Genomic DNA, 21,615 nt, shown 5'->3' with positions numbered 1-21,615 from the left:
GTCCGGGTCAGCCGGTCTCAGCCGAGCCGGTCGAGGATGTGGTCGCCGACCCGGAGCGCGTTCGCGATCGCGGTCAGCGAGGGGTTCACGGCGCCGATGCTCGGGAAGAAGCTGGTGTCGACGACGTAGAGGTTGTCGAGGTCGTGCGCCTTGCAGTTGACGTCGAGCGCCGAGCTCGCCGGATCGTCGCCGAACCGCACGGTGCCGGCCTGGTGAGCGGTGGCGCCGATCGGCATTCCCTTGTGCAGATAGATGCTGTGGTCGAGCAGCCGGTGTTCGTGCATGCCGAGGTCGCCGAGCATGCCCTCCAGTTTGTGCCTGAGCCGGCGGACTCCCTCGACGTTGTTCTTCTCGTCGAGCGCCAGCTGGATCGAGCCGTCCGCGCGCACCGTGACCCGGTTGTCCGGCTGCGGAAGATCCTCACCGCACAGCCAGAAGTCGACCGCGTGGTGGGCGATCGTCTCGAACGGCATGTTCGGCGAGATCTTGCCCGCCCAGCGCGGCGCGCCGCTGCGGACCTGCTCGGCGTCGGACTTGCCCAGCATCTGAATCCCGCCGAGCGGGTAGTCCCAGTCGTCGGCGCCGAGGTACCAGTCGTTCATCGCCAGGGTCTTCTCGAACCGGGTCGGGTTCGGCTCCTTCGACACTGCCATCAGCGCCAGGTTGTTGTGCCGCAGGTAGTGCCGGCCGACGACGTCCGAGCTGTTCGCGAGCCCCTGCGGGTGGCGGTCGTTCGCGGATTTCAGCAGCAGTACGGCGGAATTGACCGCGCCGCAGGAGACGACCACGAGATCCGCGCTGAACTGGACGGTGGACCCGTCGATCTCGGTCACGACCTGCGAGACGGTGCGCCCGGCCGGGTCGGTCTCGAGCCGCAGGACGTGCGCGTTCGTCAGCATCGACACGTTCTCGTGCTGCAGCGCCGGGTCGACGCAGATCACCTGCGCGTCCGACTTCGCCTGGAGCAGGCAGGGGAAACCGTCCACCCGGTCGCACCGGATGCAGGCGCTGTCCCGGGTCGCCCGGCCTTCCTCGTCCTGCAGGAGATCGACGCCGATCGGCAGGTGGAACGGGTGCAGACCCTGCTTCTCGAGGTCGTCGCTCAACTGCTGGATCCGGGGCTCGTGCTCGACCGGCGCGAACCGGTACTGGGCACTGGCCGGGCCCTCGGTCGGATCCTCACCGTGGCGGCCGTGCACCCGGTAGAGATGTTCGGCCTCGGTGTAGTACGGCTCGAAGTCGTCGTACCCCAGCGGCCAGGCGGGCGACACGCCGCCGTGGTGCCGCAGCTCACCGAAGTCCTGCGGTCGCAGCCGGAACAGCGCGGCGCCGTAGAACTTGGTGTTCCCACCCACGTAGTAGTTGGTCTCCGGCGGGAACTCGTGGCCGTGTTCGTCGTACCAGAACTCCGGCGCCCGGTAACGCCCCTGGACGAACACCGCGGAGGAGTCCCAGTTCTCGCGTTCTCGAGGCAGGTAGTCTCCCCGTTCGAGCAGCAGGACCCGCTTGCCGGACGGCGCCAGCCGATGGGCCAGCGTGCCTCCGCCCGCACCGGTACCGATGATGATCACGTCGTAGTGCTGATCGGCCGCCATCCCTCTACCTTTCGGCGCGTGCGGTGCAGATGAATCACCCTTGACGGATGACCTGGCCTACGTGCTCAGCCGATGACGGAAGACGACGTACGACCAGGCCTGGTAGGCGAGGACCAAGGGGAAGAAGATCAACGCGACGACGCTCATCACCGTGAGCGCGTAGTCGGCGGACGCCGCGTTGGTCACGGTGAGGCTGTTCGCAGGGTCGGTGCTGGACACCAGCACCTCGGGGTAGAGAGCGGCGAACAGTCCGGCCACGGCACACGCCATCGCCGTCGCCGACAGGACGAACGCCGTACCGTCCCGTGCCGCGTGCACTGCCCAGATGGAGACCGCCAGCGCCGCTGGGCAGACCGCCAGCAGCACGACCGGCGCCCAGCCGTGGTCGGAGATGACCAGGATCCAGACTGCGTAGACCGTGACCACGACGAAGCTCGCCCAGCCGAACCACCGAGCGGCGCGGTGCGCCTGTGTACGCAGCGCATCGGTCGTCCTGATGCCGAGGAACGTCGCCCCGCTCATGAGGCAGAGGACCACGAGCGTCACCCCGGTCCACACGCCGAACGGTGTGAAGAGATCCCAGAACGTGCCGGTGAACTCGCCGTCGGCATCGAGCGGAAGGCCGGCGACCAGGTCACCCAGCGCTGTGCCGAGGACCAGCGGTGCCACCAGGCTCCCCGTCATCAGCGTGCCGCTCCACAGCCGGCGCCAGCCGTGCGTGTCGACCTTGCCGCGGAACTCGAAGGACACGCCCCGCGCGATCAGCGCAACCAGCAGCAGCACCACCGCCAGGTAGGCCGCCGAGAACCAGCTGGCGTACCAGTCCGGGAAGGCGGCGAAGATCGCCGCACCACCGACGATCAGCCAGACCTCGTTGCCGTCCCAGAACGGACCGACCGTGTTGATCGCCACCCGGCGCTCGCGTCCGGTCCGGCCGACGAACCGGTGCAACATGCCGACACCGAAGTCGAAGCCCTCCAGGACGAAGAAGCCGGTCCACAGGATCGCGATGATCACGAACCACAGCTCGGGTAGTCCCACCGTCGCCTCCCGGATCGCTCGCTAATAGGTGATCGCCGGCGTCCGGGGATCGCGGCGGGGTTCCTCGGCATGCTCGAGCTCGAGCCCGCGCCGCGCGTAGCGCAGCATCAGGAAGGCGTAGACGATCCCGAGCAGCACGTAGACGATGACGAGCACCGCGATGCTGATCACCAGCTCGGTCGTGCTGACCGAGGAGGAAACGCCGTCCGCGGTCTTCATCAGCCCCTGCACGAGCCACGGCTGGCGCCCGTTCTCCGTCAGCATCCAGCCGGCCGTGTTCATCACGAACGGCACCAGGACCGACCAGGTCGCCACCGCGAGGAACACCCGCGACTCCGTCAGCTTCCGGCGGTACAGCAGCCACGCACCCCACAGAGCGAGCAGCGTGATCAGGCTGCCGAGGTAGGCCATCACCCGCATCGACCAGTACTGCACGAACACGTTCGGCACGTACTCGCCAGGTCCGTACCGCTGGACTTCCGCCGCTTGCAGCTCGTTGAGCCCCTCCACCTGGCCGTTCCAGGTTCCGGTGGCCAGCACGGACAGCAGATGGGGTACCTCGATGAGCTGTGTCGGTGTCTCGTCGTTCTTGCCACCGCCGATCTGGAACAGCGAGAACGAGCAGGGCTGACAGGTGTCCCATTGAGCCTCGGCGGCCGAGATCTTCATCGGCTGGTACTCCGCCTCCACCACACCGAGGTGGCTGCCGACCCCCAGCGCCAGGATCGAGGCCGGGACCAGGGCGATGATCGCGAGCTTGGCCGACCCGCGGAAGATCCCGCCGTCTGCGCGGCGCCTGAGCTGCCAGGCGGACACCGCCAGCATCAGCACGGCTCCGGTCACCAGCGAAGCCAGGAGCACGTGGATGTAGCCCCACACGAACACCGGGTTCGTGAACAGGTCGCCGATCGAGCTGAGCTGCGGCCGCCCGGTCTGGGCGTCGGTGGTGTAGCCCACCGGGTGCTGCATCCACGAGTTCGCGGCCATGATGAACGCGGCCGAGAGCGAGGCGCCGACGGCGACCAGCCAGATCGTGGCGAGGTGGACCCGCCGGGGCAGCACGTTCCAGCCGAAGATCCACAACCCGAGGAACGTCGACTCCAGGAAGAACGCCGCCAGTCCTTCCATCGCCAGCGGCGCACCGAACACGTCGCCGACGAACCGTGAGTACGCCGACCAGTTCATGCCGAACTGGAACTCCTGCACCAGCCCGGTGACGACCCCGACGGCGATGTTGATCAGCAGCAGGTGGCCGAAGAACCGGGTCAAACGTTTGTGGTCCTCCTTGCCCGATCGGTACCACTTGGTGTGCAGCACGGCCACCAGGAACGCCAGCCCGATCGTCACCGGGACGAAGACGAAGTGGTAGATGCTGGTGGTGGCGAACTGGATACGCGCAAGATCGGTCGGGTCCATCTCCCCCCTTCCCCGGGCTGACCACCCCTCGTCGGAAGTCGTCGTTCCCGGCAGGCTCACGCGCGGGTCGCCGTCGGGGCATCACTCGTACTGGATGAGATCTGCTTGTTCCCTGGCCCAGATCCGCGCGTACGCCCGCCCCGCCGCGACCAGCTCCGCGTGCGTCCCGGTCTCGACCACCCGGCCCGCTTCCAGCAGCACGATCCGGTCGACGGCCTCCAGGCCGCTCAGCCGGTGGGTGATGAGCACTGTGGTCCGCCCGGAGGCCGCGGCCAGCAGGTTCGCGGTCAGCGCGTCGGCGGCCCGCGGATCGAGATGCTCGGTCGGCTCGTCGAGAATCAGCACCGGAAAGTCCGCCAGCAGGGCGCGAGCGACGACGAGCCGCTGCCGCTGGCCGCCCGAGAGCCGGGTGCCGTGCTCGCCGACTTCGGTGGCGACGCCGTTGGGCAGCCCGTCGACCCAGGCCAGCAGCCCGACTGCCGCCAGGACGGACCGGACCTGGGCCTCGGTCGCGTCCGGCCGCGCCACCCGGAGGTTGTCGCCGATCGTCCAGTCGAAGACATGAGCGTCCTGCTCGGCCAACCCGACCACGCGCCGGAGCGCCGCCGATTCCAGGTCGCCGAGACGGACGCCGTTCAGCGACGCCGTACCGGACTCCAGGTCGAGGAACCGCAGCAGAACGGCGGCCAGCGTGGACTTACCCGACCCGCTGGGGCCGACCACCGCAACGCGATCGCCGGGAGCCAGCTCCAGGTCGATTCCGTCGAGCGCGAGCCGTCCGGACGGGTAGCGGGCCCGCACATCGTGAAGGCGGATCGAGTACGGCGCGGCCGGCAGTGGCACCGGATTCGTCGGCTCGCGGACCGGGCTGTCGACAGCGAGGAGAGCGTCTACCCGGGCGCGGCTCAGTCGGACCCGCTCGACGGTCGCGTAGGCCTGCGGCAGTGCGGTGACCAGCTCGAATGCGGCCAACGAGACCAGGACGACGACGGTGAGCAGAACACCGGGAAGCTGGCCGTTGTCGACGGCAACGATTCCGGCGACGAGCACACCCCAGCCGCACAGGCCCGCGAGCAGGGTGGTGAGTCCCGAGCCGGTCCCGGCGGTGCGAGCAGCCCCGCGGGCCACTGCGCTCAACTCGGCGTCGGCTCGCTCGGCCCGTCGCAGCTGCGCTTTCGCGGCACCGTAGGCGATCAGGTCGGGCGCGCCGTGGACCAGGTCGACCACCGCGGTCGACAGCTCGCCTCGCGTCGTCGACTGGCGTGCCTCGGACCGCCGCACGAGTCGCCGGGCGAGGACGGGAACGGCGGTCGCGCAGAGCAGCGCCGCCACCAGAACCACCACACCGGCGGTCGGTACCAAGGTCCCCACCAGACCGGCCGTCAACCCGATGGAGGCGACGAAAACGACGTACGGCGGGACGACGCGCAGCAGCAGATCCTGCAGTGAATCCACGTCGTCGACGAACCTGGCCAGCAGATCACCGCTCCGGAAACTTGGCAGTCCGGCCGGGGCGAGACGCTCGAGCCCGGCGTAGACCTTCATCCGTACGTCGGCCAGGGCCCGGAAGGCCGCATCGTGGCCGACCAGGCGCTCGGCGTACCGGAGCAGCCCGCGACTGATGCCGAAGAACCGCACCCCGACGACGGCGAGTCCCAGCGCGGCCATGTTGGGGTGCTCGGAGGCGCGGGCGATCAGCCAGCCCGCGGTCGCCGCGAGACCGAGGCCGGCGGCGGCGCCACCCGCCCCGAGCAGACTCGCCGCGGCCAGCCGGGCCGTGACGCCGGATTTCATCGGTACTCCAACGACATCGCACGGTCCAGCCGGATCTCCCGGTCCGCCAACGCGACCAACCCGGGACGATGCGCGGCGATCAGGGCAGTGCGGCCGACGGTCAATCGAGCGACCGCATCGAGGACCGACGCCTCGGTCTCGCCGTCCAGGTTGGCCGTCGGTTCGTCCAGCAGGAGCAGCGGCGCATCCATCAAGAACGCGCGCGCCAGGGCGACGCGCTGCTTCTCCCCCGCGGACAGACCGGTGCCGCGCTCGCCCAGCAGCGTAGCGAGGCCCTGGGGCAGCCGGTCGGTCAGGTGTTCCAGCCCAGCGTCGCGAATCGCCTGTAGTACGTCGTCCTCGGCAGCGTCCGGCCTGCCGAGCCTGACGTTGTCGGCCAGGCTCGCGGCCGGCAAGTACGGCCGCTGCGGCACCCACGCCACAGTCCGGCGCCAGCAGTCGAGATCGAGTCCGGCAAGGTCGACCCCGCAGACGGTCACCTGGCCGGAGTCCACACCGACGAAGCCCAGCAGTACGGCGATCAGGGTCGACTTGCCGCAGCCACTCGGACCAGTCAACGCCACCACCTCATCCGGCCGGATCGACAGGCTGACCCGGTCGAGCACCGGTCCGGCCCGGTCCGGATAGCTGACACACACCTCGTCGACGCGCAGATCTACCGACGCGCAGGGCTGGACACTCGAGCCCGTACGCCGGGCCGGACGCGGGCTGTCCAGCACCGTGAACACCTGGTCCGCCGCGGCGGCGCCGTCCGTGGCGGCGTGGAAGCTCGCACCGAGCGTGCGCAGTGGGAGGTAGGCCTCAGGAGCGAGGATGAGCACGAACAAGCCGGTCGAGAGGTCGAGACCGCCGCTGACGAGCCTGATTCCGACAGCCACCGCGACGACCGCAACCGACAACGAGGCGAGCAACTCCAGCACGAGGGACGACAGGAAAGCGACTCGCAGCGTCCCCATGGTCTCCCTGCGGAAGTCGTCGGTCGCACGCCGTACCAGGGCTGCCTGCGAACGCGCCCGCCCGAACACCTTCAGCGTCGTCAGCCCGGCGACGCTGTCGAGAAAGTGGCCACCAAGACGCTGGAGCGTGGCAAGGCGCTTGGCCGCCTGAGCCCTGGAGCCGGCACCGACGACGGCCATCAACAGCGGGATCAGGGGAACCGTGACAGCGACGATCGCCGCGGCCACGACGTCCTGAGTCAGGGCCGCGGCGATGACCGCGGTGGGCACGACGACCGCCGGCACCAGCTGTGGCAGGTAGCGGGTGAAGTAGCCGTCGAGGGCATCCAGGCCGCGGGTGGCGAGCGTCTCGAGCTCCGCCGTTCGGTGCCGCGCAAGCCAGGAAGGGCCCAGGTCGACAACTCGCCGAAGCAGGCACATCCGCAGCTCCGCCTTGGCCTGCGTGCCGGCTCGGTACGCGATCAGCTCTGCCCACCAGGCGAGTGCGGCGCGGGCGATGACCACGCCGAGCAGGGCCAGCAGTGGACTCCGCAACTCGGCGAGTCCTGCGCCCGTCTGGAGGGACCTGGAGAGCAGCCCTGCCAGGAGCCAGGCCTGCGCGACGACCAACGCCGCGGTCGCGCCCCCGAGGCAGGCGGATCGCACCAACAAGCCCCTGACCGCCCGCGTCCGGGTGACCAGTCTCGGGTCAACGGCGGGCATCGGAAGTCTCGCCGGGCCGGGTGGTGCCGAGGCCTTGCCGGTCGCTCATCCGCGCCAGCGCCCGGTCGAACGGGTCGGCGAACGCCGCGTCGGTCGCCCGGTCCAGGGCGTCGAGCTGATCCTGCACAGCCGCCCGGCGCGCGGGCAGGACTCCGGCCCGCAGCTCCTCGAGCATCGCCCGCAGCCGCCGGCAGATCTGCGGCGACGTGGCGCCGTACCGGCGGATCTCGGTCACTCCGAGGTCGAGGTAGTCAGCCCAGCCGCGGGTCCGGATCACCAGGCGGACCCGGCCGGTGGCGTCCAGGGCGGTCCCCCGGAACGCGCGATCGGAGGACCCGATCCCGAGCAGGAAGGCGCCGATGTGATCGAGCACCTGAGCCGCCGTGGTGGGGTCGTTGACCGCCGGGGACAGCGCGCGGATGGCGATGTCGACCAGGATGCGCAGTGCGAACGCAGGGTCCTGGTCGATCGTCCGCTCACGGCCCAGCGCGACCATCGAGGCCAACCGGCGTAGGTCGGTCTCGTTCGCCGCCCCGTGCACCTCGATCAGCACGCTCCCGACCGTGACGAAGTCACCGATCGTGTGCGGTACGACGCAGACCAGCCCGCGAGCCGCGGCGAAGCGGACGAGGCCCGCGATGTCGATGTCCTGGATGGCTCCCGACCGAGGCGCCGGCACTCCCGCATCCGGCGTACCGCGCCGGTCGCTGTCATCGCCGGCCTCGGCAGCCGTAGTGAGGCCATCCTCCTCGGCGTCGATCGCAATTCCGGCCTCGGCCATCGCCGCCGCGACGGCGACCGGCCGGAGGGCGTGCACGAACCGGTCGAAGTACAACAGCAGCAGGATCAGGTCGGCGCCGACGGCCACTCCGACGAGGGTGATGCCCAGATCAGGCACCGAGTCGGACTCCACATGGCGCAGGAGGCCGAAGGTGAAGGTGAACGTGGCCGTGAACGCCGCGAGCACGAACCTCTGCAGCCGATCCCGGTACCACAGCCGCATGAAGCGTGGCGACAGCGTGCCGGTCGCCATCTGCACGACGAGCACGCCGATCGTGACCACGAAGCCGATCAGCCCGACCATCGCGGCCGCCGCGGCCGACAACACGCTGTTCGCGGTGCCGGCCGAGTACGACCACCCCGGCGGCAAGGTGATCCGGCCCTCGATCCACAGGTCGACATCGGCCAGCACCGCTCCGATCACGCCGCCGGCCAGCGGCACCACCCACAGGCTCTGCCGGACGAACTGCCGGGTCCGGAAGCCGGCTGCCCAGGTCATCACCGGATTCTGTCCGCTCACTACCGGTCAGTGGTGGAACCCGGCCGGCGCCTTCTCCTGCGGCATCGCCGCCGTCAGGCCGTCGAGCCACTCGACCGCGACCCGCAGGTCCCGCAGGAACAGTTCGGCCATGTCGTGACTGAACCCGTTGCGCACCACGACGCGCAGGACGACCAGATCCTCCCGGTTCGGCGGCATCGTGTACGCCGGTACCAGCCAGCCCCGCTCGCGCAGCTTCCGGGACACGTCGTACGCCGTGTACTTCGTGATGCCGTCGGCCATCCGGAACGCGAACACCGGCAGGTCGCGCCCGTCCGAGACCAGCTCGAACGCGGGCATCTCCTTGATCGAGTCACTGAGGTGGACGGCGACGTCCTGGCAGGTCTGCTGGATGCGCCGGTAGCCGTCCCGGCCGAGTCGCAGGAACTGGAAGTACTGCAGCAGAACCTGTGCGCCGGGCCGGGAGAAGTTCAGCGCGAACGTGGGCATGTCTCCGCCGAGGTAGTTCACCTTGAAGACGAGTTCCTCGGGCAGGTTCTGGCTGTGCCGCCACAGCACCCAGCCGACGCCCGGGTAGACCAGCCCGTACTTGTGACCCGACGCCTGGATCGAGGCCACCCGCGGTAGCCGGAAGTCCCAGACCAGGTCAGGCTGCAGGAAGGGAGCCACGAAGCCACCGGACGCGGCGTCGACGTGCACCGGCACCGACAGTCCGGTCCGCTGCTCCAGGTCGTCCAGGGCGGCGCAGATCTCGGCGACCGGCTCGTAGCTGCCTTCCATCGTCGAACCGAGCACCACGACCACGCCGATGGTGTTCTCGTCCACGAACCGCAGGGCTCGGTCGGCGGTGAGGTAGAGGTCGTCACCCTCCAGCGGCACGTACCGCGGCTCGACGTCCCAGTACTCGGCGAACTTCTCCCACACGACCTGCACGTTCTGGCCCATCACGAGGTTGGGCCGGTCGGCCGGCAGACCCGCGGCGCGCCGGGCGTGCTGCCAGCGCCGTTTGAGCGCCAGGCCGCCGAGCATGCAGCCCTCGGAGCTTCCGGTCGTCGACGTCCCGACCGCGTCGGCCGCGTCCGGGGCGTTCCACAGGTCGGCGAGCATCAGCACGCACCGGCTCTCGATCTCCGCCGTCTGGGGGTACTCGTCCTTGTCGACCATGTTCTTGTCGGCCGTCTCGGAGTACAGCCGGTCCGCCTCGTCGTCCATCCACGTCGTCACGAACGTGGCCAGGTTGAACCGGGCGTTGCCGTCCAGCATCACCTCGTCCCGGACAATCTGGTACGCCGACTGCGGCAGCATCTCGTGATCCGGCATCCGGTCCTTCGGGACCGCCAGGACGCTGTCCCGGGTGAAGCGTGGCATGACCGCCAGATCGCCGGCCGCCCGGTCCGTGGTGCTGCTGATCCCACCCATCGCTACCCCCTCGATCACGACGGCACGGCTTGCCGCCGCGATCCATCCCACACCGGGTCGCCGGAGGCGTCGTCACCCGCTCCGCATGAGGCGCGAAGCGGTCGGCCGTGCGGGTGTCAGAGTGAGCGGACCCAGTTGGCGAGCAGGGCGGCGCCGGCGTCGCCGGACTTCTCCGGGTGGAACTGGGTCGCCGACAGCGGGCCGTTCTCGACGGCGGCCACGAAGCGGTCGTCGCCGTACGTCGTCCAGGTCACCAGCGGGGTCACCGACGCGCGGGTGCCGGTGAGCTCCCAGGCGCGGACGCCGTACGAGTGGACGAAGTAGAACCGCTCCTTCTCGATGCCGTCGAACAGCGTCGTGCCGGCCGGGACGTCGACGGTGTTCCAGCCCATGTGCGGAACCGGCTCGTCACTGTGCGGCTGCAGGCGCTCGACCGTGCCGGGCCACTGCTCGCAGCCCTCGGTCTCGACGCCGTGCTCGATCCCGCGGGCGAACAGGATCTGCATCCCGACGCAGATACCGAGCACCGGGCGGCCGCCGGTCAGCCTGCGGTCGACGATGACGTCACCGCGGACGGCCGTGAGCCCGGTCATGCAGGCCTCGAAGGCGCCGACGCCGGGGACCAGCAGGCCGTCGGCGTTCAGCGCCTCGTCGAAGTCCGAGGTGACGGTGACGTCCGCGCCGACGCGTTGCAGCGCGCGCTCCCCGGACCGGATGTTGCCCGAGCCGTAGTCGAGCAGGACGACCCTCTTGCTCACAGTGCCGCCTTCACAGGGCCGCCTTCACAGGGCGCCCTTGGTGGACGGAATGCCCGGCTGCCGCGGATCCGGCTCGGCCGCCGCGCGCAGCGCCCGGGCGAACGCCTTGAACTGGGCCTCGACGATGTGGTGCGGGTCGCGGCCGGACAGCACCCGGATGTGGATGCAGATCGCGGCGTTGAACGCGAGCGTCTCGAACACGTGCTGGGTCAGCGAACCGGCGTAGTCGCCGCCGATGATCGCGTACACCTGACCGTCCGGCTCGCCGGTGTGCACGCAGTACGGCCGGCCGGACAGGTCGACCGTGCAGTGCACGAGCGCCTCGTCCAGCGGCACAGTCGCGTCGCCGAACCGGCGGATGCCGCGCTTGTCGCCCAGCGCCTCCTTCAGCGCCTGGCCGATCCCGATCGCGGTGTCCTCGACGGTGTGGTGGGCGTCGATCTCGAGGTCGCCGACGGTGTTCACGTGCAGGTCCAGCAACGCGTGCTTGGCCAGCGCGTTGAGCATGTGGTCGTAGAACCCGACACCGGTGGAGATGTCGGCCCGGCCCTCACCGTCGAGGTTCAGCTCGACCAGGACCTTGGACTCACTCGTCTCGCGGTCGATCCGCGCCGTACGACTCATGTCTGCCTTCCGATGTCTGTCTTGAGGACGCGCTCCAGGGAAGCGCGGAATGCGGCCATCTCGGCGCCGGTGCCGATCGAGACCCGCAGCCAGCCGTCCGGGCCGGTCTCGCGGATCAGCACGCCGTCGTCCAGTAGCGACTGCCAGACCGCGTGCCGGTCGGCGAAGGTGCCGAACAGGACGAAGTTCGCGTCCGAGTCGATCGCGCGCAGGCCGAGCGACCGCAGCCAGTCGACCGTCTCGTCCCGCTCGACCCGCAGCTGCTCGACCCGGCCGAGCAGCTCGCCGGAGTGCCGCAGCGCGGCCCGCGCGACCGCCTGGGTGACCGCGGACAGGTGGTAGGGCAGCCGGACGATCCGCAGCGCGTCCACCAACTGCTTGCTCGCGGCAAGGTATCCGACCCGGCCGCCGGCCATCGCGAACGCCTTCGACATGGTCCGCGCGACCGCGAGGTTCGGGTACGACGGCAACAACGTGACCGCGCTCGGAGTCCCGGCCCGGCGGAACTCGGCGTACGCCTCGTCGACCACCAGGACGGCGCCGATCGCGGCGGTGCGGGCGGCGATCGCCTCGACCACCTCGATCGGCAGCGCCGTGCCGGTCGGGTTGTTCGGCGAGGCGAGCAGCACGACGGACGGGTGGTGCCGGGAGATCGCGGCCAGCGCCTTGCTCTGGTCGAGGGTGAAGTCCTCGGCGCGGCGGCCGGTCACCCAGCCGGTGTTCGTGTCCCGCGCGTACTCCGGGTACATCGAGTACGTCGGGGCGAAGGACAGCGCCGTCCGCCCCGGGCCGCCGAAGGCCTGCAGGATGTGCAGCATGACCTCGTTGGAGCCGTTCGCCGCCCAGACCTGCTCGGCGGTGAGCTGCGCCCCGGACTCACGGCCCAGGTAGGCCGCGAGGTCGGCCCGCAGGTCGAGGAACTCGCGGTCCGGGTAGCGGTTCATCCCGCGCGCGGCGACGGCGACCGACGCGGTGATGTCCGCGACGGTCTCCTCGCTCGGCGGGTACGGGTTCTCGTTGACGTTGAGCAGGATCGGGACGTCGAGTTGCGGGGCGCCGTACGGCTCGAAGCTCTTCAGCTCGTCGCGGATCGGCAGCCCGTCGAAGCGGCCCATCAGCTCTCCCCCGGGAATCGCACGGACACGGCGGCGCCGTGCGCCGGGAGGTCCTCGGCGTGGGCGAGCGTGACGACGTGATCGGCGACGTCCTGGAGGGCCTCGCGGGAGTAGTTCACGACGTGCATGGCCTTCAGGAAGCTGCGCACGGACAGGCCGGACGAGTGGCAGGCACAGCCGGCGGTCGGCAGCACGTGGTTGGACCCCGCGCAGTAGTCGCCCAGGGAGACCGGCGACCAGCCGCCGACGAAGATCGCGCCGGCGTTGTTGATCAGCCCGGCCCGCTCCTCGGCGTCCGCGGTCTGGATCTCCAGGTGCTCGGCGGCGTACGCGTCCACGACCGCGGTGCCCTGGTCCAGGTCGTCGACCAGTACGACGGCCGACTGCTGACCGGTGAGCGCTTCGGTCACGCGGTCCTGGTGCTTGGTCTTCGCAACCTGGACCGGCAACTCGGCTTCCACCTTGGCGGCCAGGGTCTCGCTCGGCGTGACCAGCACGCTGGCGGCCATCGGGTCGTGCTCGGCCTGGCTGATCAGGTCGGCGGCGACGTGCGCCGGGTCGGCGGTGTCGTCGGCCAGGATCGCGATCTCGGTCGGTCCGGCCTCGGAGTCGATACCGACCTCGCCGAGCAGGAACCGCTTGGCCGCGACCACGTAGATGTTGCCCGGACCCGTGATCAGGTTGACCTTCTTGCACTCGTCGAAGCCGTACGCGAACCCGGCGATCGCCTGCGCGCCGCCCATCGCGTAGACCTCTTCGATCCCGAGCAGCGCACACACCGCGAGCACAGTCGGGTGCGGCAGGCCGCCGAACTCCTTCTGGGGAGGTGAGGCGACCGCAAGCGACGGTACGCCGGCGACCTGCGCCGGTACGACGTTCATCACGACGCTGGACGCCAGCGGGGCACGGCCGCCCGGGACGTACAGACCGACGCGCTGGACCGGGACGAAGCGCTGGGTGACCCGGCCGCCGGGCGCGGGCTCGGAGGCGACGTCGGCGGTCAGCTCGTCCTGGCTGACCTCGCGGACCCGGCGGATCGACTCCTCGAACGCGCTGCGCACCTCGGGCTCGAGCTCCTCGAGGGCGGTCTTCAACGCGTCGGCCGGGACCCGGATGTCCTCGACGCGCACATGGTCGAACCGCTCGCCGTACTCCCTGATCGCCTCGAGTCCGCGATGGCGGACGTCCAGGCAGATCGGTCGGACGACGTCGAGAGCCTTCTCGACGTCGAACACGGCTCGGGGGACGAGGGCGTTCACTTCGGCTTGGAGGTCGGGCACCTCTCCGGCCGCCACTCGGCCCCGCAGGTCGACGCGGCGAATCATGGCTTCAGTCTAGTGGTGACGACCCGGGCCGCTGACGGCATATCCACTGGCTGGCTGTCACGAGGCGTGATCAGGGGGTAGCTACCACTAAGCTCGTCGGCATGGACTCCCGCCTGCCGCTGCTCACTGTCGAGACGGTGATCTTCCCCGGGCTGGTGCTCCCCATTCCGGTCACCGACGTCCAGGGCCGCGCGGTGATCCGCGACCTGGTCGAGAACGGTGGCGAACTGGTCTGCGGCACGCTCGCCGTCCGGGACGGGTACGAGCTGGGCGAGCGGGTGTTCCGGTCGCTGTACGGCACCGGCTGCGCGGCCACGATCTCGGAGATCACGCTGGACGCGGACGACGACGGCCCGGTCGAGATCACGCTGACCGGCAGCCGGCGGTTCAAGGTCGCGGAGCTGGACGGCAGCGGCGACTACCTGGTCGCGGACGTCGAGTGGCTGGTCGAGAGCCTCGGCGACGACCCCTTGGGTACGGCGACCATCGCGCTCGACCGCTTCCGGCGGTACGCGGCTGCGGTCACCGAGATCAGCCGCCCCGGCCTGCACATCGCCGACCTCCCCGACGACCCGAGCACCCTGTCCTACCTGATGTCGGCCGCGATGACCCTGATCACCCCGGACCGCCAGAAGCTCCTGGAGGCCCCCGACACCACGTCCCGCCTGGCCCAGCTCGTCGGCCTCCTCGACACCGAGCTCACCGCCATCGCCGCCCTCCCCTCGCTCCCGGCCACCGACATCAGCTGGTCCACCATGGCCCCGAACTGAGCCCTACCGATCTGAATCCCAGGTTGGTATGGTTTTGGTATGAGCAAGCAGATCACCGTGCGGTTGCCGGACGAGCTGGTGGAGTTCATGGACCAGCTGGTGGCGGCCGACAAGGCGTCGAGCCGGGCTACCGTGGTCGCCCGGGCGATGGAGCGTGAGCGCCGCCGGGAGCTGGCCGCGCGCGACCTCGCCATCCTCGCCGAGCATGACGGTGACGATCTGGACGACCTGGACGGCCTGGCCAGCGCCGCGTCCGGGACCGTGCTCAGCGATCTCGACTGATGCGGCCGATCCACATCGCCCGGCTGGACAAGCCGCGACCGGTGGTGGTCCTGACCCGCGAACTGATCCGCCCGCGGCTGACCAACGTGACGGTCGCCCCGATCACCAGCACCATCCGCGGCCTGTCCACCGAGGTCCCGGTCGGCCCCCGCAACGGCCTCGACCACGACAGCGCGATCTCCTGCGACAACATCCAGACGATCCCCAAGCTCCAACTGGGCCGCCTGATCGGCTACCTCCACCCCGACCAGGAACCAGCCCTGGCCGAGGCCATCACCCTCGCCTTCGACCTCGAGGGTCCGCTCTAGCCCAGCTTGGTGACGTCGCGGACGGCGCCCTTGTCGGCGCTGGTGGCCATGGCGGCGTAGGCGCGGAGGGCCTGGGAGACCTTGCGGTCGCGGTTCTTGGGGGCGTACACGCCGTTCAGGGCGGCGCGGCGGCTGTCCAGCTCCTCGTCGGACACGAGCAGGTCGATGGAGCGGTTGGGGATGTCGATGCGGATCTGGTCGCCGTCCTGGACCAGGGCGATGGCGCCGCCGGATGCGGCCTCGGGTGAGGCGTGGCCGATGGACAGTCCCGACGTACCGCCGGAGAACCGGCCGTCGGTGACCAGCGCGCAGACCTTGCCCAGGCCGCGGCCCTTCAGGAACGACGTCGGGTAGAGCATCTCCTGCATCCCCGGGCCACCCTTCGGGCCCTCGTAGCGGATCACCACGACGTCACCCGGCTGGACCTGCTTGGCGAGGATCTTCTCGACCGCCTCCTCCTGCGACTCGCACACCACCGCAGGACCCTGGAACGTCCAGATCGACTCGTCCACCCCGGCCGTCTTCACGACGCAGCCGTCGACGGCCAGGTTGCCCTTCAGCACCGCGAGCCCGCCGTCCTTCGAGTACGCGTGCTCGAGGTCGCGGATGCACCCGTTGGCCGCATCGGTGTCCAACGTGTCCCACCGCTCCGACTGCGAGAACGCCGTCGCCGAGCGCTTGCAGCCCGGCGCCGCGTGCCACAGCTCGACCGCCTCCGGCGACGGCGAGCCGCCGCGCAGGTCCCACGTCTTCAGCCACTCGTCGATCGAGTCGCTGTGCACGGTGGTCACGTTCTCGCTCAGCAGCCCGGCCCGGTGCAGCTCACCGAGGATCGCCGGGATGCCGCCGGCCCGGTGCACGTCCTCCATGTAGTACGTCCCGCTCGGCGCCACGTTCGGCGCGACCTTGGCCAGGCACGGCACCCGGCGCGACACCGCGTTGATGTCGTCCAGGTCGAAGCCGACCTCGGCCTCCTGGGCGGCCGCGAGCAGGTGCAGGATCGTGTTCGTCGAGCCGCCCATCGCGATGTCCAGCGCCATCGCGTTGCCGAACGCCTCCTTGGACGCGATCGACCGCGGCAGCACGGTCGCGTCGTCGGTGTCGTAGTACCGCTTGGTGATCTGTACGACGGTCTCGCCGGCCTTCTCGTACAGCGCCCGGCGGGCGGTGTGGGTCGCGAGCACCGAGCCGTTGCCGGGCAGCGACAGCCCGATCGCCTCGGTCAGGCAGTTCATCGAGTTCGCGGTGAACATGCCGGAGCAGGAACCGCAGGTCGGGCAGGCGTTCTCCTCGATCCGCAGGATGTCTGCGTCGGAGATGTTCTCGTTGACCGCCTCGGACATCGCGTCGATCAGGTCCAGCTTGCGCACGGTCCCGTCGACCAGCGTGGCCCGGCCGGCCTCCATCGGGCCGCCGGAGACGAACACGGTCGGGATGTTCAGCCGCAGCGCGGCCATCAGCATGCCCGGGGTGATCTTGTCGCAGTTCGAGATGCAGACCAGCGCGTCCGCGCAGTGCGCCTCGACCATGTACTCGACCGAGTCCGCGATCAGGTCCCGCGACGGCAGGCTGTAGAGCATCCCGCCGTGGCCCATCGCGATCCCGTCGTCGACGGCGATCGTGTTGAACTCGCGCGCGATCCCGCCGGCCGCGTGAATGGCCTCGGACACGATCCGGCCGACCGGCGCGAGGTGGGTGTGGCCGGGGACGAACTCGGTGAAGCTGTTCGCCACCGCGATGATCGGCTTGCCGAAGTCCTCCCGGGCGACCCCGGAGGCCTGCATGAGCGCGCGGGCGCCCGCCATGTTGCGGCCGTGGGTGACAGTGCGGGACCTCAGAGCAGGCACGGGATATCTCCTAGGTGTGGGACAACTCATCCGATGGTGCCACGCCCGTCCAGATGGCGGTACGCGGGTCCCGGATTCTGGCGGGCTCGAAACTGTCGGACCCTCGCCCTAGCCTGAGGAACATGACGGGCTACGAGCTCCACTCGCGGCGGGTGCCTCCCGCGCTGCGCCCGTACGTCGCAGACATCAGCGGCTACGCGTACGGCGGTGAGCCGCCGCCACTGCATCGCGGCCTCCCCTCGCAGTACCTCACGCTCGTCATCACCCTGGACGATCCGCTCGGCGTCGCCTGGCCGGACTGCGCCGTGGAGAAGTACGACACTCTGATCGGCGGCCTGCACTCGACCGCCGTCCACATCGGCGAGACGCCCAACCGGTCCGGTATCCAGCTCGGCCTCACGCCGGCCGCCTCGCGCGCACTGTTCGGCCTGCCACCTGGCGAGCTCGCGTCGATCGTCGTCGGCCTCGACGAGGTCATCGGCGCACCGGCGCGGGTGCTCACCGAGCGCCTGCGCGCGGCGCCGACCTGGGTCGACCGCTTCGACGTGCTGGAGACGATGCTGCTGCAGCAGTGGGCCGAGCCACCGGCCGCGGAGACGCGCGCCGAGGTGGGCTGGGCGTGGCGGCGGCTCCGCGAGACCGCCGGCGGCATCGGCGTACAGGACCTGGCGGCCGAGGTCGGGTGGAGCCGCCGGTACCTGACCGACCGCTTCACGATGGAGTACGGGCTGGCGCCGAAGGTGGCGGCCCGGGTGATGCGGTTCGAGCAGGCGGTCGGGCGGCTCCGGCGCGACCCGAAGGCCAGGCTGGCGGACCTGTCCGCCGATCTCGGGTACGCCGACCAGGCGCATCTGACCCGCGAGTGGAACACGATCGCCGGGTGCTCGCCGCGGCAGTGGATCGCCGAGGAGCTGATCCCAAACGTTCAAGACGTAGCACCCGGCGCGGCCGCAGAGTCGGGGGTATGAACACCACAACCGAGAACAAGATCGTCATCGGGGTCTGGCCGACGCTGGTGTACCACGACGGCCAGGCGGCCCTGAAGTTCCTCACCGAAGGACTGGGGTTCACCCAGGTCTGCGTGTACGCCGGTGACGCCGAAGGATCGATCGCGCACTCCGAGCTGGCCTGGCCCGCCGGTGGTGGCGTGATGGTCAGCTCTGCCGGTCGATCGCGTCAGCCGGACGACTTCTCCTGGCTGGCAGACCACCCGCAGTCGGTCTACCTCGTCGTCGACGGCGACCCGGATCCGTTGCTGGCCAAGGCGATCGCCGCCGGCGCGGTCGTCGTCCGCGGATTGCGGGACGAGGACTACGGGTCCCGTGGATTCACGGTGAAGGACCACGAGGGCAACCTCTGGAGTGTCGGCACGTACCGCGGCGAAGTCACCGGGTAGCGGTTATCCACAACCCGCGCGCGAGGTCCGGGATCGGTTGTCCCGGAGTCACTAGAATCGCCGGGTGACCGAGACAGCCGCAGTCCTGGACGAATCCGCCGGCGAAGCACTCGAGGTGCTCCGCCGGGTGTTCGGGTACGACGCCTTCCGCGGTCAGCAGGCCGACATCATCGACACCGTGATCGCGGGCGGGGACGCGCTGGTGCTGATGCCGACCGGCGGCGGGAAGTCGTTGTGCTACCAGATTCCCGCGCTGGTCAGATCCGGGGTGGGCGTGGTGATCTCGCCCCTGATCGCGCTGATGCAGGACCAGGTGGACGCGCTGACCGCGCTCGGGGTGCGGGCCGGGTTTCTGAACTCCACCCAGGACTTCGAGCAGCGGCGCGCGGTCGAGCAGGCGTTCCTGGCCGGTGAGCTGGACCTGCTCTACCTGGCGCCCGAGCGGCTCCGGGTCGAGGCGACCGTGCGGTTGCTGGACCAGGGCAAGATCGCGCTGTTCGCGATCGACGAGGCACACTGCGTGTCCCAATGGGGTCACGACTTCCGGCCCGACTACCTGATGCTGTCGGAGTTGCACGAGCGCTGGCCGGACGTGCCGCGGATCGCGCTGACCGCGACGGCGACCGAGGCGACGCACCGGGAGATCGCGACCCGGCTGAAGCTGTCCGACGCCAAGCACTTTGTCGCGAGCTTCGACCGGCCGAACATCCAGTACCGGATCGTCCCGAAGGACAACCCGCAGCGACAGTTGCTCGACCTGCTGCGGACCGAGCACGCCGGTGACGCCGGCATCGTCTACTGCCTGTCCCGCAACAGCGTCGAGAAGACGGCGGAGTTCCTGACCAGGAACGGCATCGAGGCCCTCCCGTACCACGCCGGTCTGGACGGCCGGACGCGCGCGGCGAACCAGGCCAGGTTCCTGCGGGAGGACGGCCTGGTCGTGGTCGCGACGATCGCGTTCGGCATGGGGATCGACAAGCCGGACGTGCGTTTCGTCGCGCATCTCGACCTGCCGAAGTCGGTCGAGGGCTACTACCAGGAGACGGGTCGCGCCGGGCGGGACGGGCTTCCGTCGACGGCGTGGCTCGCTTATGGGCTGCAGGACGTCGTACAGCAGCGGAAGATGATCGACACGTCCGAGGGCGATCTCGCGCATCGCCGTCGGCTGAGCTCGCATCTCGACGCGATGCTGGCGCTGTGCGAGACCGTGGAATGCCGCAGGTCGCAGCTCCTGGCGTACTTCGGCCAGCAAGGCGACGCCTGTGGGAACTGCGACACCTGCATCACCCCGCCCGAGTCGTGGGACGGCACGATCGCGGCGCAGAAGTTGCTGTCGACGGTCTACCGGCTGCAGCACGAGCGCGGCCAGAAGTTCGGCGCCGGCCAGTTGATCGACATCCTGCTCGGCAAGGAGACGGACAAGGTCAAGCAGTTCCGGCACGACCAGCTGACCGTCTACGGGATCGGCACCGAGCTGAAGGACCAGGAGTGGCGCGGCGTCGTCCGGCAGCTGCTCGCGCAACGGTTGCTCGCGGTCGAAGGCGACTACGGCACGCTCGTGCTCACCGAGGAGAGCGGCGAGGTGCTCGGTCGCAGGCGCGAGGTGATGATGCGCCGCGAGCCCGAGCGGGCGGCCCGCTCGTCCAGGTCGTCCAGCGCGAAGAAGGCCGCCGCGGACCTTTCCCCCGAGGCCGCGCCGGTCTTCGAGCGGCTGCGTGCCTGGCGTGCAAGTGTGGCCAAGGAGCAGGGCGTCCCGGCGTACGTCATCTTCCACGACGCGACGCTGCGCCAGATCGCGACCGATCTCCCGACCAGCCTGACCGAGCTCGGCCGGATCAGCGGCATCGGCGAGAACAAGCTCACCAAGTACGGCGAGGGCGTGCTGGCGGCGCTGGACGAACAAGACTGATCGCCCGGTGTCGAATCCGCTCGAGCTCCTTCGACGGGAGGGTACGGGGCGCGGACCGGCCGCGCCGCCGGACTGAAGGAGCAGGCTCATGTCCTCATCGGTGTTGTTGATGTCGATGTCCCTCGACGGTTTCATCGCGGGCCCGAACGACGTACCGGGCAACCCGGGCGGCGACGGCTTCATGCGGCTGCACAAGTGGTACGAGCGCCCGGACGGCGAGTTCGGCAGACCGGAGGGTCCGGCCGGAGTCATCTGGGACGAGCTGAACGCGACCGGCGCTGTCCTGGTCGGCCGGCGGACCGCGGAGCAGGTGGACTATTACGGCGGCGACCACCACGGCACGCCGCTGTTCGTGTTCAGTCGCTCAGCGGACCCTGCAGTGGCGGCGAAGTACCCGGCGGTGACGTTCGAGACCGACATCGTGGCCGCGATGGCGCAGGCGAAGGCGGCCGCCGGCGACAAGGACGTGCTGGTCCATGGCGCGTACACGGCCCAGAAGGCCCTCGAGGCCGGCGTGCTGGACGAGCTGCAGATCGACCAGGTTCCGGTGCTGTTCGGCCAGGGCCGGCGGCTGTTCGACGTACTGCCGGACCGGATCGAGCTCGACATCGTCCGCGTCATCGACACCCCTGCGGCCACCCACCTCCGGTACCGCGTCCGTCGCTAGGCGAGCAAGGGCTGGAGGGCTGTGGTGAGGTCGGTCATCACGGTGTCCACCTGCTTGTTGCCGTCGGCAAGGAGGAGGGCGATCGAGACCTTCTTGTCCGGGATCACGACCAGCAGGCTGGTGTAGTCGGGCATGGCGCCGCGGTGGCCGACCGCCGTACCGATGCCGAAGCGCTGGGTGAACAACATCGTGCCGAGACCGTACTCACCGTCGCCCTTGGTCAGCTCGCTGACCTGGTTGGCCGGGATCACGCGGCCGCCGTACAACTGGTAGCCCCAACGGGCGACGGTCGGCGCGTCGGCCGCGAGACCGGCGTTCGCGGCGGACAGGCTTGCGATCGCGCGGCACGGTAGGTAGCCAGCTCACCCCGGCCGGGCAGGTCCGGGCCAGAGCCGTAGGGACCCGCCGGGGC

Annotated in this window: 20 protein-coding genes; 7 read left to right on the top strand and 13 right to left on the bottom strand. The window is 69.9% G+C overall.

All coding sequences use genetic code 11. The features are described 5' to 3' along the window. Nucleotides 1-17 precede the first annotated feature (17 nt). The 11 genes from ACWCOV_RS35870 to hisD all read right to left on the bottom strand — a co-directional run bounded on the left by ACWCOV_RS35870 (nt 18) and on the right by hisD (nt 14,024). The gene (locus ACWCOV_RS35870) at nt 18-1,595 is read right to left on the bottom strand and encodes a GMC oxidoreductase (protein WP_449833814.1); all 1,578 of its coding nucleotides are present in this window, start codon (nt 1,593-1,595) and stop codon (nt 18-20) included. A 57-nt stretch (nt 1,596-1,652) separates the two neighbouring features. Beyond that, nucleotides 1,653-2,636 carry a cytochrome d ubiquinol oxidase subunit II gene (cydB, locus tag ACWCOV_RS35865; protein ID WP_449833813.1) on the bottom strand — a complete coding sequence of 328 codons (984 nt, stop codon included), beginning with the start codon at nt 2,634-2,636 and terminating at the stop codon, nt 1,653-1,655. A gap of 21 nt (nt 2,637-2,657) precedes the next feature. Then, nucleotides 2,658-4,052, bottom strand: coding sequence for a cytochrome ubiquinol oxidase subunit I (locus ACWCOV_RS35860; protein WP_449833812.1), 1,395 nt, complete (start codon nt 4,050-4,052; stop codon nt 2,658-2,660). 81 nt (nt 4,053-4,133) lie between these two features. After that, nucleotides 4,134-5,846 carry a thiol reductant ABC exporter subunit CydC gene (gene cydC / locus ACWCOV_RS35855; RefSeq protein ID WP_449833811.1) on the bottom strand — a complete coding sequence of 571 codons (1,713 nt, stop codon included), beginning with the start codon at nt 5,844-5,846 and terminating at the stop codon, nt 4,134-4,136. Beyond that, complete coding sequence (gene cydD, locus ACWCOV_RS35850) at nt 5,843-7,447, bottom strand: thiol reductant ABC exporter subunit CydD (RefSeq protein ID WP_449833810.1); 1,605 nt, start codon at nt 7,445-7,447, stop codon at nt 5,843-5,845. The genes cydC and cydD overlap by 4 nt, the downstream gene beginning before the upstream one ends. 43 nt (nt 7,448-7,490) lie before the next feature. After that, nucleotides 7,491-8,783, bottom strand: a complete 1,293-nt coding sequence (locus tag ACWCOV_RS35845; protein ID WP_449833809.1) for a DUF2254 domain-containing protein — start codon at nt 8,781-8,783, stop codon at nt 7,491-7,493. Nucleotides 8,784-8,810: 27 nt separating this feature from the next. Next, a complete protein-coding gene (locus tag ACWCOV_RS35840) occupies nt 8,811-10,220 on the bottom strand; it encodes a glutamate decarboxylase (protein WP_449833808.1) in 1,410 nt (469 codons plus the stop codon). A gap of 98 nt (nt 10,221-10,318) precedes the next feature. Next, entirely contained in the window at nt 10,319-10,960 is a 642-nt protein-coding gene (gene hisH, locus ACWCOV_RS35835) for an imidazole glycerol phosphate synthase subunit HisH (RefSeq protein ID WP_449833807.1), read from the bottom strand. Nucleotides 10,961-10,984: 24 nt separating this feature from the next. Next, nucleotides 10,985-11,584: an imidazoleglycerol-phosphate dehydratase HisB gene (gene hisB, locus ACWCOV_RS35830; RefSeq protein ID WP_360528388.1), complete on the bottom strand. Its 600-nt coding sequence runs from the start codon at nt 11,582-11,584 to the stop codon at nt 10,985-10,987. Then, nucleotides 11,581-12,699, bottom strand: coding sequence for a histidinol-phosphate transaminase (locus ACWCOV_RS35825; protein ID WP_449833806.1), 1,119 nt, complete (start codon nt 12,697-12,699; stop codon nt 11,581-11,583). The genes hisB and ACWCOV_RS35825 overlap by 4 nt, the downstream gene beginning before the upstream one ends. Continuing rightward, on the bottom strand, nt 12,699-14,024 hold the full coding sequence (gene hisD / locus ACWCOV_RS35820) for a histidinol dehydrogenase (protein ID WP_449833805.1): 1,326 nt from the start codon (nt 14,022-14,024) through the stop codon (nt 12,699-12,701). Before hisD ends, ACWCOV_RS35825 begins: the two co-directional genes overlap by 1 nt. Before the next feature lie 101 nt (nt 14,025-14,125). On the opposite strand from hisD, the gene ACWCOV_RS35815 reads away from it, so the two are divergent. Genes ACWCOV_RS35815 through ACWCOV_RS35805 form a run of 3 tightly spaced genes read left to right on the top strand, consistent with a single transcriptional unit; the run spans nt 14,126 to nt 15,384 of the window. Next, on the top strand, nt 14,126-14,794 hold the full coding sequence (locus ACWCOV_RS35815; RefSeq protein ID WP_449833804.1) for an LON peptidase substrate-binding domain-containing protein: 669 nt from the start codon (nt 14,126-14,128) through the stop codon (nt 14,792-14,794). 39 nt (nt 14,795-14,833) lie between these two features. Beyond that, nucleotides 14,834-15,076, top strand: coding sequence for a ribbon-helix-helix domain-containing protein (locus ACWCOV_RS35810; protein WP_449833803.1), 243 nt, complete (start codon nt 14,834-14,836; stop codon nt 15,074-15,076). Further along, nucleotides 15,076-15,384 carry a type II toxin-antitoxin system PemK/MazF family toxin gene (locus ACWCOV_RS35805; protein WP_449833802.1) on the top strand — a complete coding sequence of 103 codons (309 nt, stop codon included), beginning with the start codon at nt 15,076-15,078 and terminating at the stop codon, nt 15,382-15,384. Before ACWCOV_RS35810 ends, ACWCOV_RS35805 begins: the two co-directional genes overlap by 1 nt. Here the strand turns inward: ACWCOV_RS35805 and ilvD are convergent. Continuing rightward, the gene (gene ilvD, locus ACWCOV_RS35800) at nt 15,381-17,231 is read right to left on the bottom strand and encodes a dihydroxy-acid dehydratase (RefSeq protein WP_449833801.1); all 1,851 of its coding nucleotides are present in this window, start codon (nt 17,229-17,231) and stop codon (nt 15,381-15,383) included. The two genes, ACWCOV_RS35805 and ilvD, sit on opposite strands and share 4 nt — an antisense overlap. A 122-nt stretch (nt 17,232-17,353) precedes the next feature. Between ilvD and ACWCOV_RS35795 the strand changes: the two genes are divergently transcribed. The 4 genes from ACWCOV_RS35795 (at nt 17,354) to ACWCOV_RS35780 (ending at nt 21,203) form a co-directional block, all read left to right on the top strand. After that, entirely contained in the window at nt 17,354-18,199 is an 846-nt protein-coding gene (locus ACWCOV_RS35795; RefSeq protein ID WP_449833800.1) for a helix-turn-helix domain-containing protein, read from the top strand. Further along, the gene (locus tag ACWCOV_RS35790) at nt 18,196-18,627 is read left to right on the top strand and encodes a VOC family protein (protein ID WP_449833799.1); all 432 of its coding nucleotides are present in this window, start codon (nt 18,196-18,198) and stop codon (nt 18,625-18,627) included. Before ACWCOV_RS35795 ends, ACWCOV_RS35790 begins: the two co-directional genes overlap by 4 nt. Before the next feature lie 64 nt (nt 18,628-18,691). After that, nucleotides 18,692-20,536: a DNA helicase RecQ gene (recQ, locus tag ACWCOV_RS35785; protein WP_449833798.1), complete on the top strand. Its 1,845-nt coding sequence runs from the start codon at nt 18,692-18,694 to the stop codon at nt 20,534-20,536. Nucleotides 20,537-20,624: 88 nt separating this feature from the next. Beyond that, nucleotides 20,625-21,203, top strand: a complete 579-nt coding sequence (locus tag ACWCOV_RS35780) for a dihydrofolate reductase family protein (RefSeq protein WP_449833797.1) — start codon at nt 20,625-20,627, stop codon at nt 21,201-21,203. Here ACWCOV_RS35780 and ACWCOV_RS35775 read toward each other — a convergent pair. Beyond that, on the bottom strand, nt 21,200-21,532 hold the full coding sequence (locus ACWCOV_RS35775) for a hypothetical protein (RefSeq protein WP_449833828.1): 333 nt from the start codon (nt 21,530-21,532) through the stop codon (nt 21,200-21,202). The two genes, ACWCOV_RS35780 and ACWCOV_RS35775, sit on opposite strands and share 4 nt — an antisense overlap. Nucleotides 21,533-21,615: the final 83 nt, after the last annotated feature.

It is taken from the genome of Kribbella sp. NPDC002412 (assembly GCF_053592935.1).
Note: the sequence above shows the minus strand (reverse complement) of the source record. Positions and strands in the feature narration are given on the sequence as shown.

What these genes read in the sequence shown, in the direction of transcription:
- ACWCOV_RS35870 (WP_449833814.1), bottom strand. Translation starts at nt 1,595, where the DNA reads ATGGCGGCCGATCAGCACTACGACGTGATCATCATCGGTACCGGTGCG.
- ACWCOV_RS35860 (WP_449833812.1), bottom strand. Translation starts at nt 4,052, where the DNA reads ATGGACCCGACCGATCTTGCGCGTATCCAGTTCGCCACCACCAGCATC.
- cydC (WP_449833811.1), bottom strand. Translation starts at nt 5,846, where the DNA reads ATGAAATCCGGCGTCACGGCCCGGCTGGCCGCGGCGAGTCTGCTCGGG.
- ACWCOV_RS35845 (WP_449833809.1), bottom strand. Translation starts at nt 8,783, where the DNA reads ATGACCTGGGCAGCCGGCTTCCGGACCCGGCAGTTCGTCCGGCAGAGC.
- hisB (WP_360528388.1), bottom strand. Translation starts at nt 11,584, where the DNA reads ATGAGTCGTACGGCGCGGATCGACCGCGAGACGAGTGAGTCCAAGGTC.
- ACWCOV_RS35825 (WP_449833806.1), bottom strand. Translation starts at nt 12,699, where the DNA reads ATGGGCCGCTTCGACGGGCTGCCGATCCGCGACGAGCTGAAGAGCTTC.
- hisD (WP_449833805.1), bottom strand. Translation starts at nt 14,024, where the DNA reads ATGATTCGCCGCGTCGACCTGCGGGGCCGAGTGGCGGCCGGAGAGGTG.
- ACWCOV_RS35815 (WP_449833804.1), top strand. Translation starts at nt 14,126, where the DNA reads ATGGACTCCCGCCTGCCGCTGCTCACTGTCGAGACGGTGATCTTCCCC.
- ACWCOV_RS35810 (WP_449833803.1), top strand. Translation starts at nt 14,834, where the DNA reads ATGAGCAAGCAGATCACCGTGCGGTTGCCGGACGAGCTGGTGGAGTTC.
- ACWCOV_RS35805 (WP_449833802.1), top strand. Translation starts at nt 15,076, where the DNA reads ATGCGGCCGATCCACATCGCCCGGCTGGACAAGCCGCGACCGGTGGTG.
- ACWCOV_RS35795 (WP_449833800.1), top strand. Translation starts at nt 17,354, where the DNA reads ATGACGGGCTACGAGCTCCACTCGCGGCGGGTGCCTCCCGCGCTGCGC.
- ACWCOV_RS35790 (WP_449833799.1), top strand. Translation starts at nt 18,196, where the DNA reads ATGAACACCACAACCGAGAACAAGATCGTCATCGGGGTCTGGCCGACG.
- ACWCOV_RS35780 (WP_449833797.1), top strand. Translation starts at nt 20,625, where the DNA reads ATGTCCTCATCGGTGTTGTTGATGTCGATGTCCCTCGACGGTTTCATC.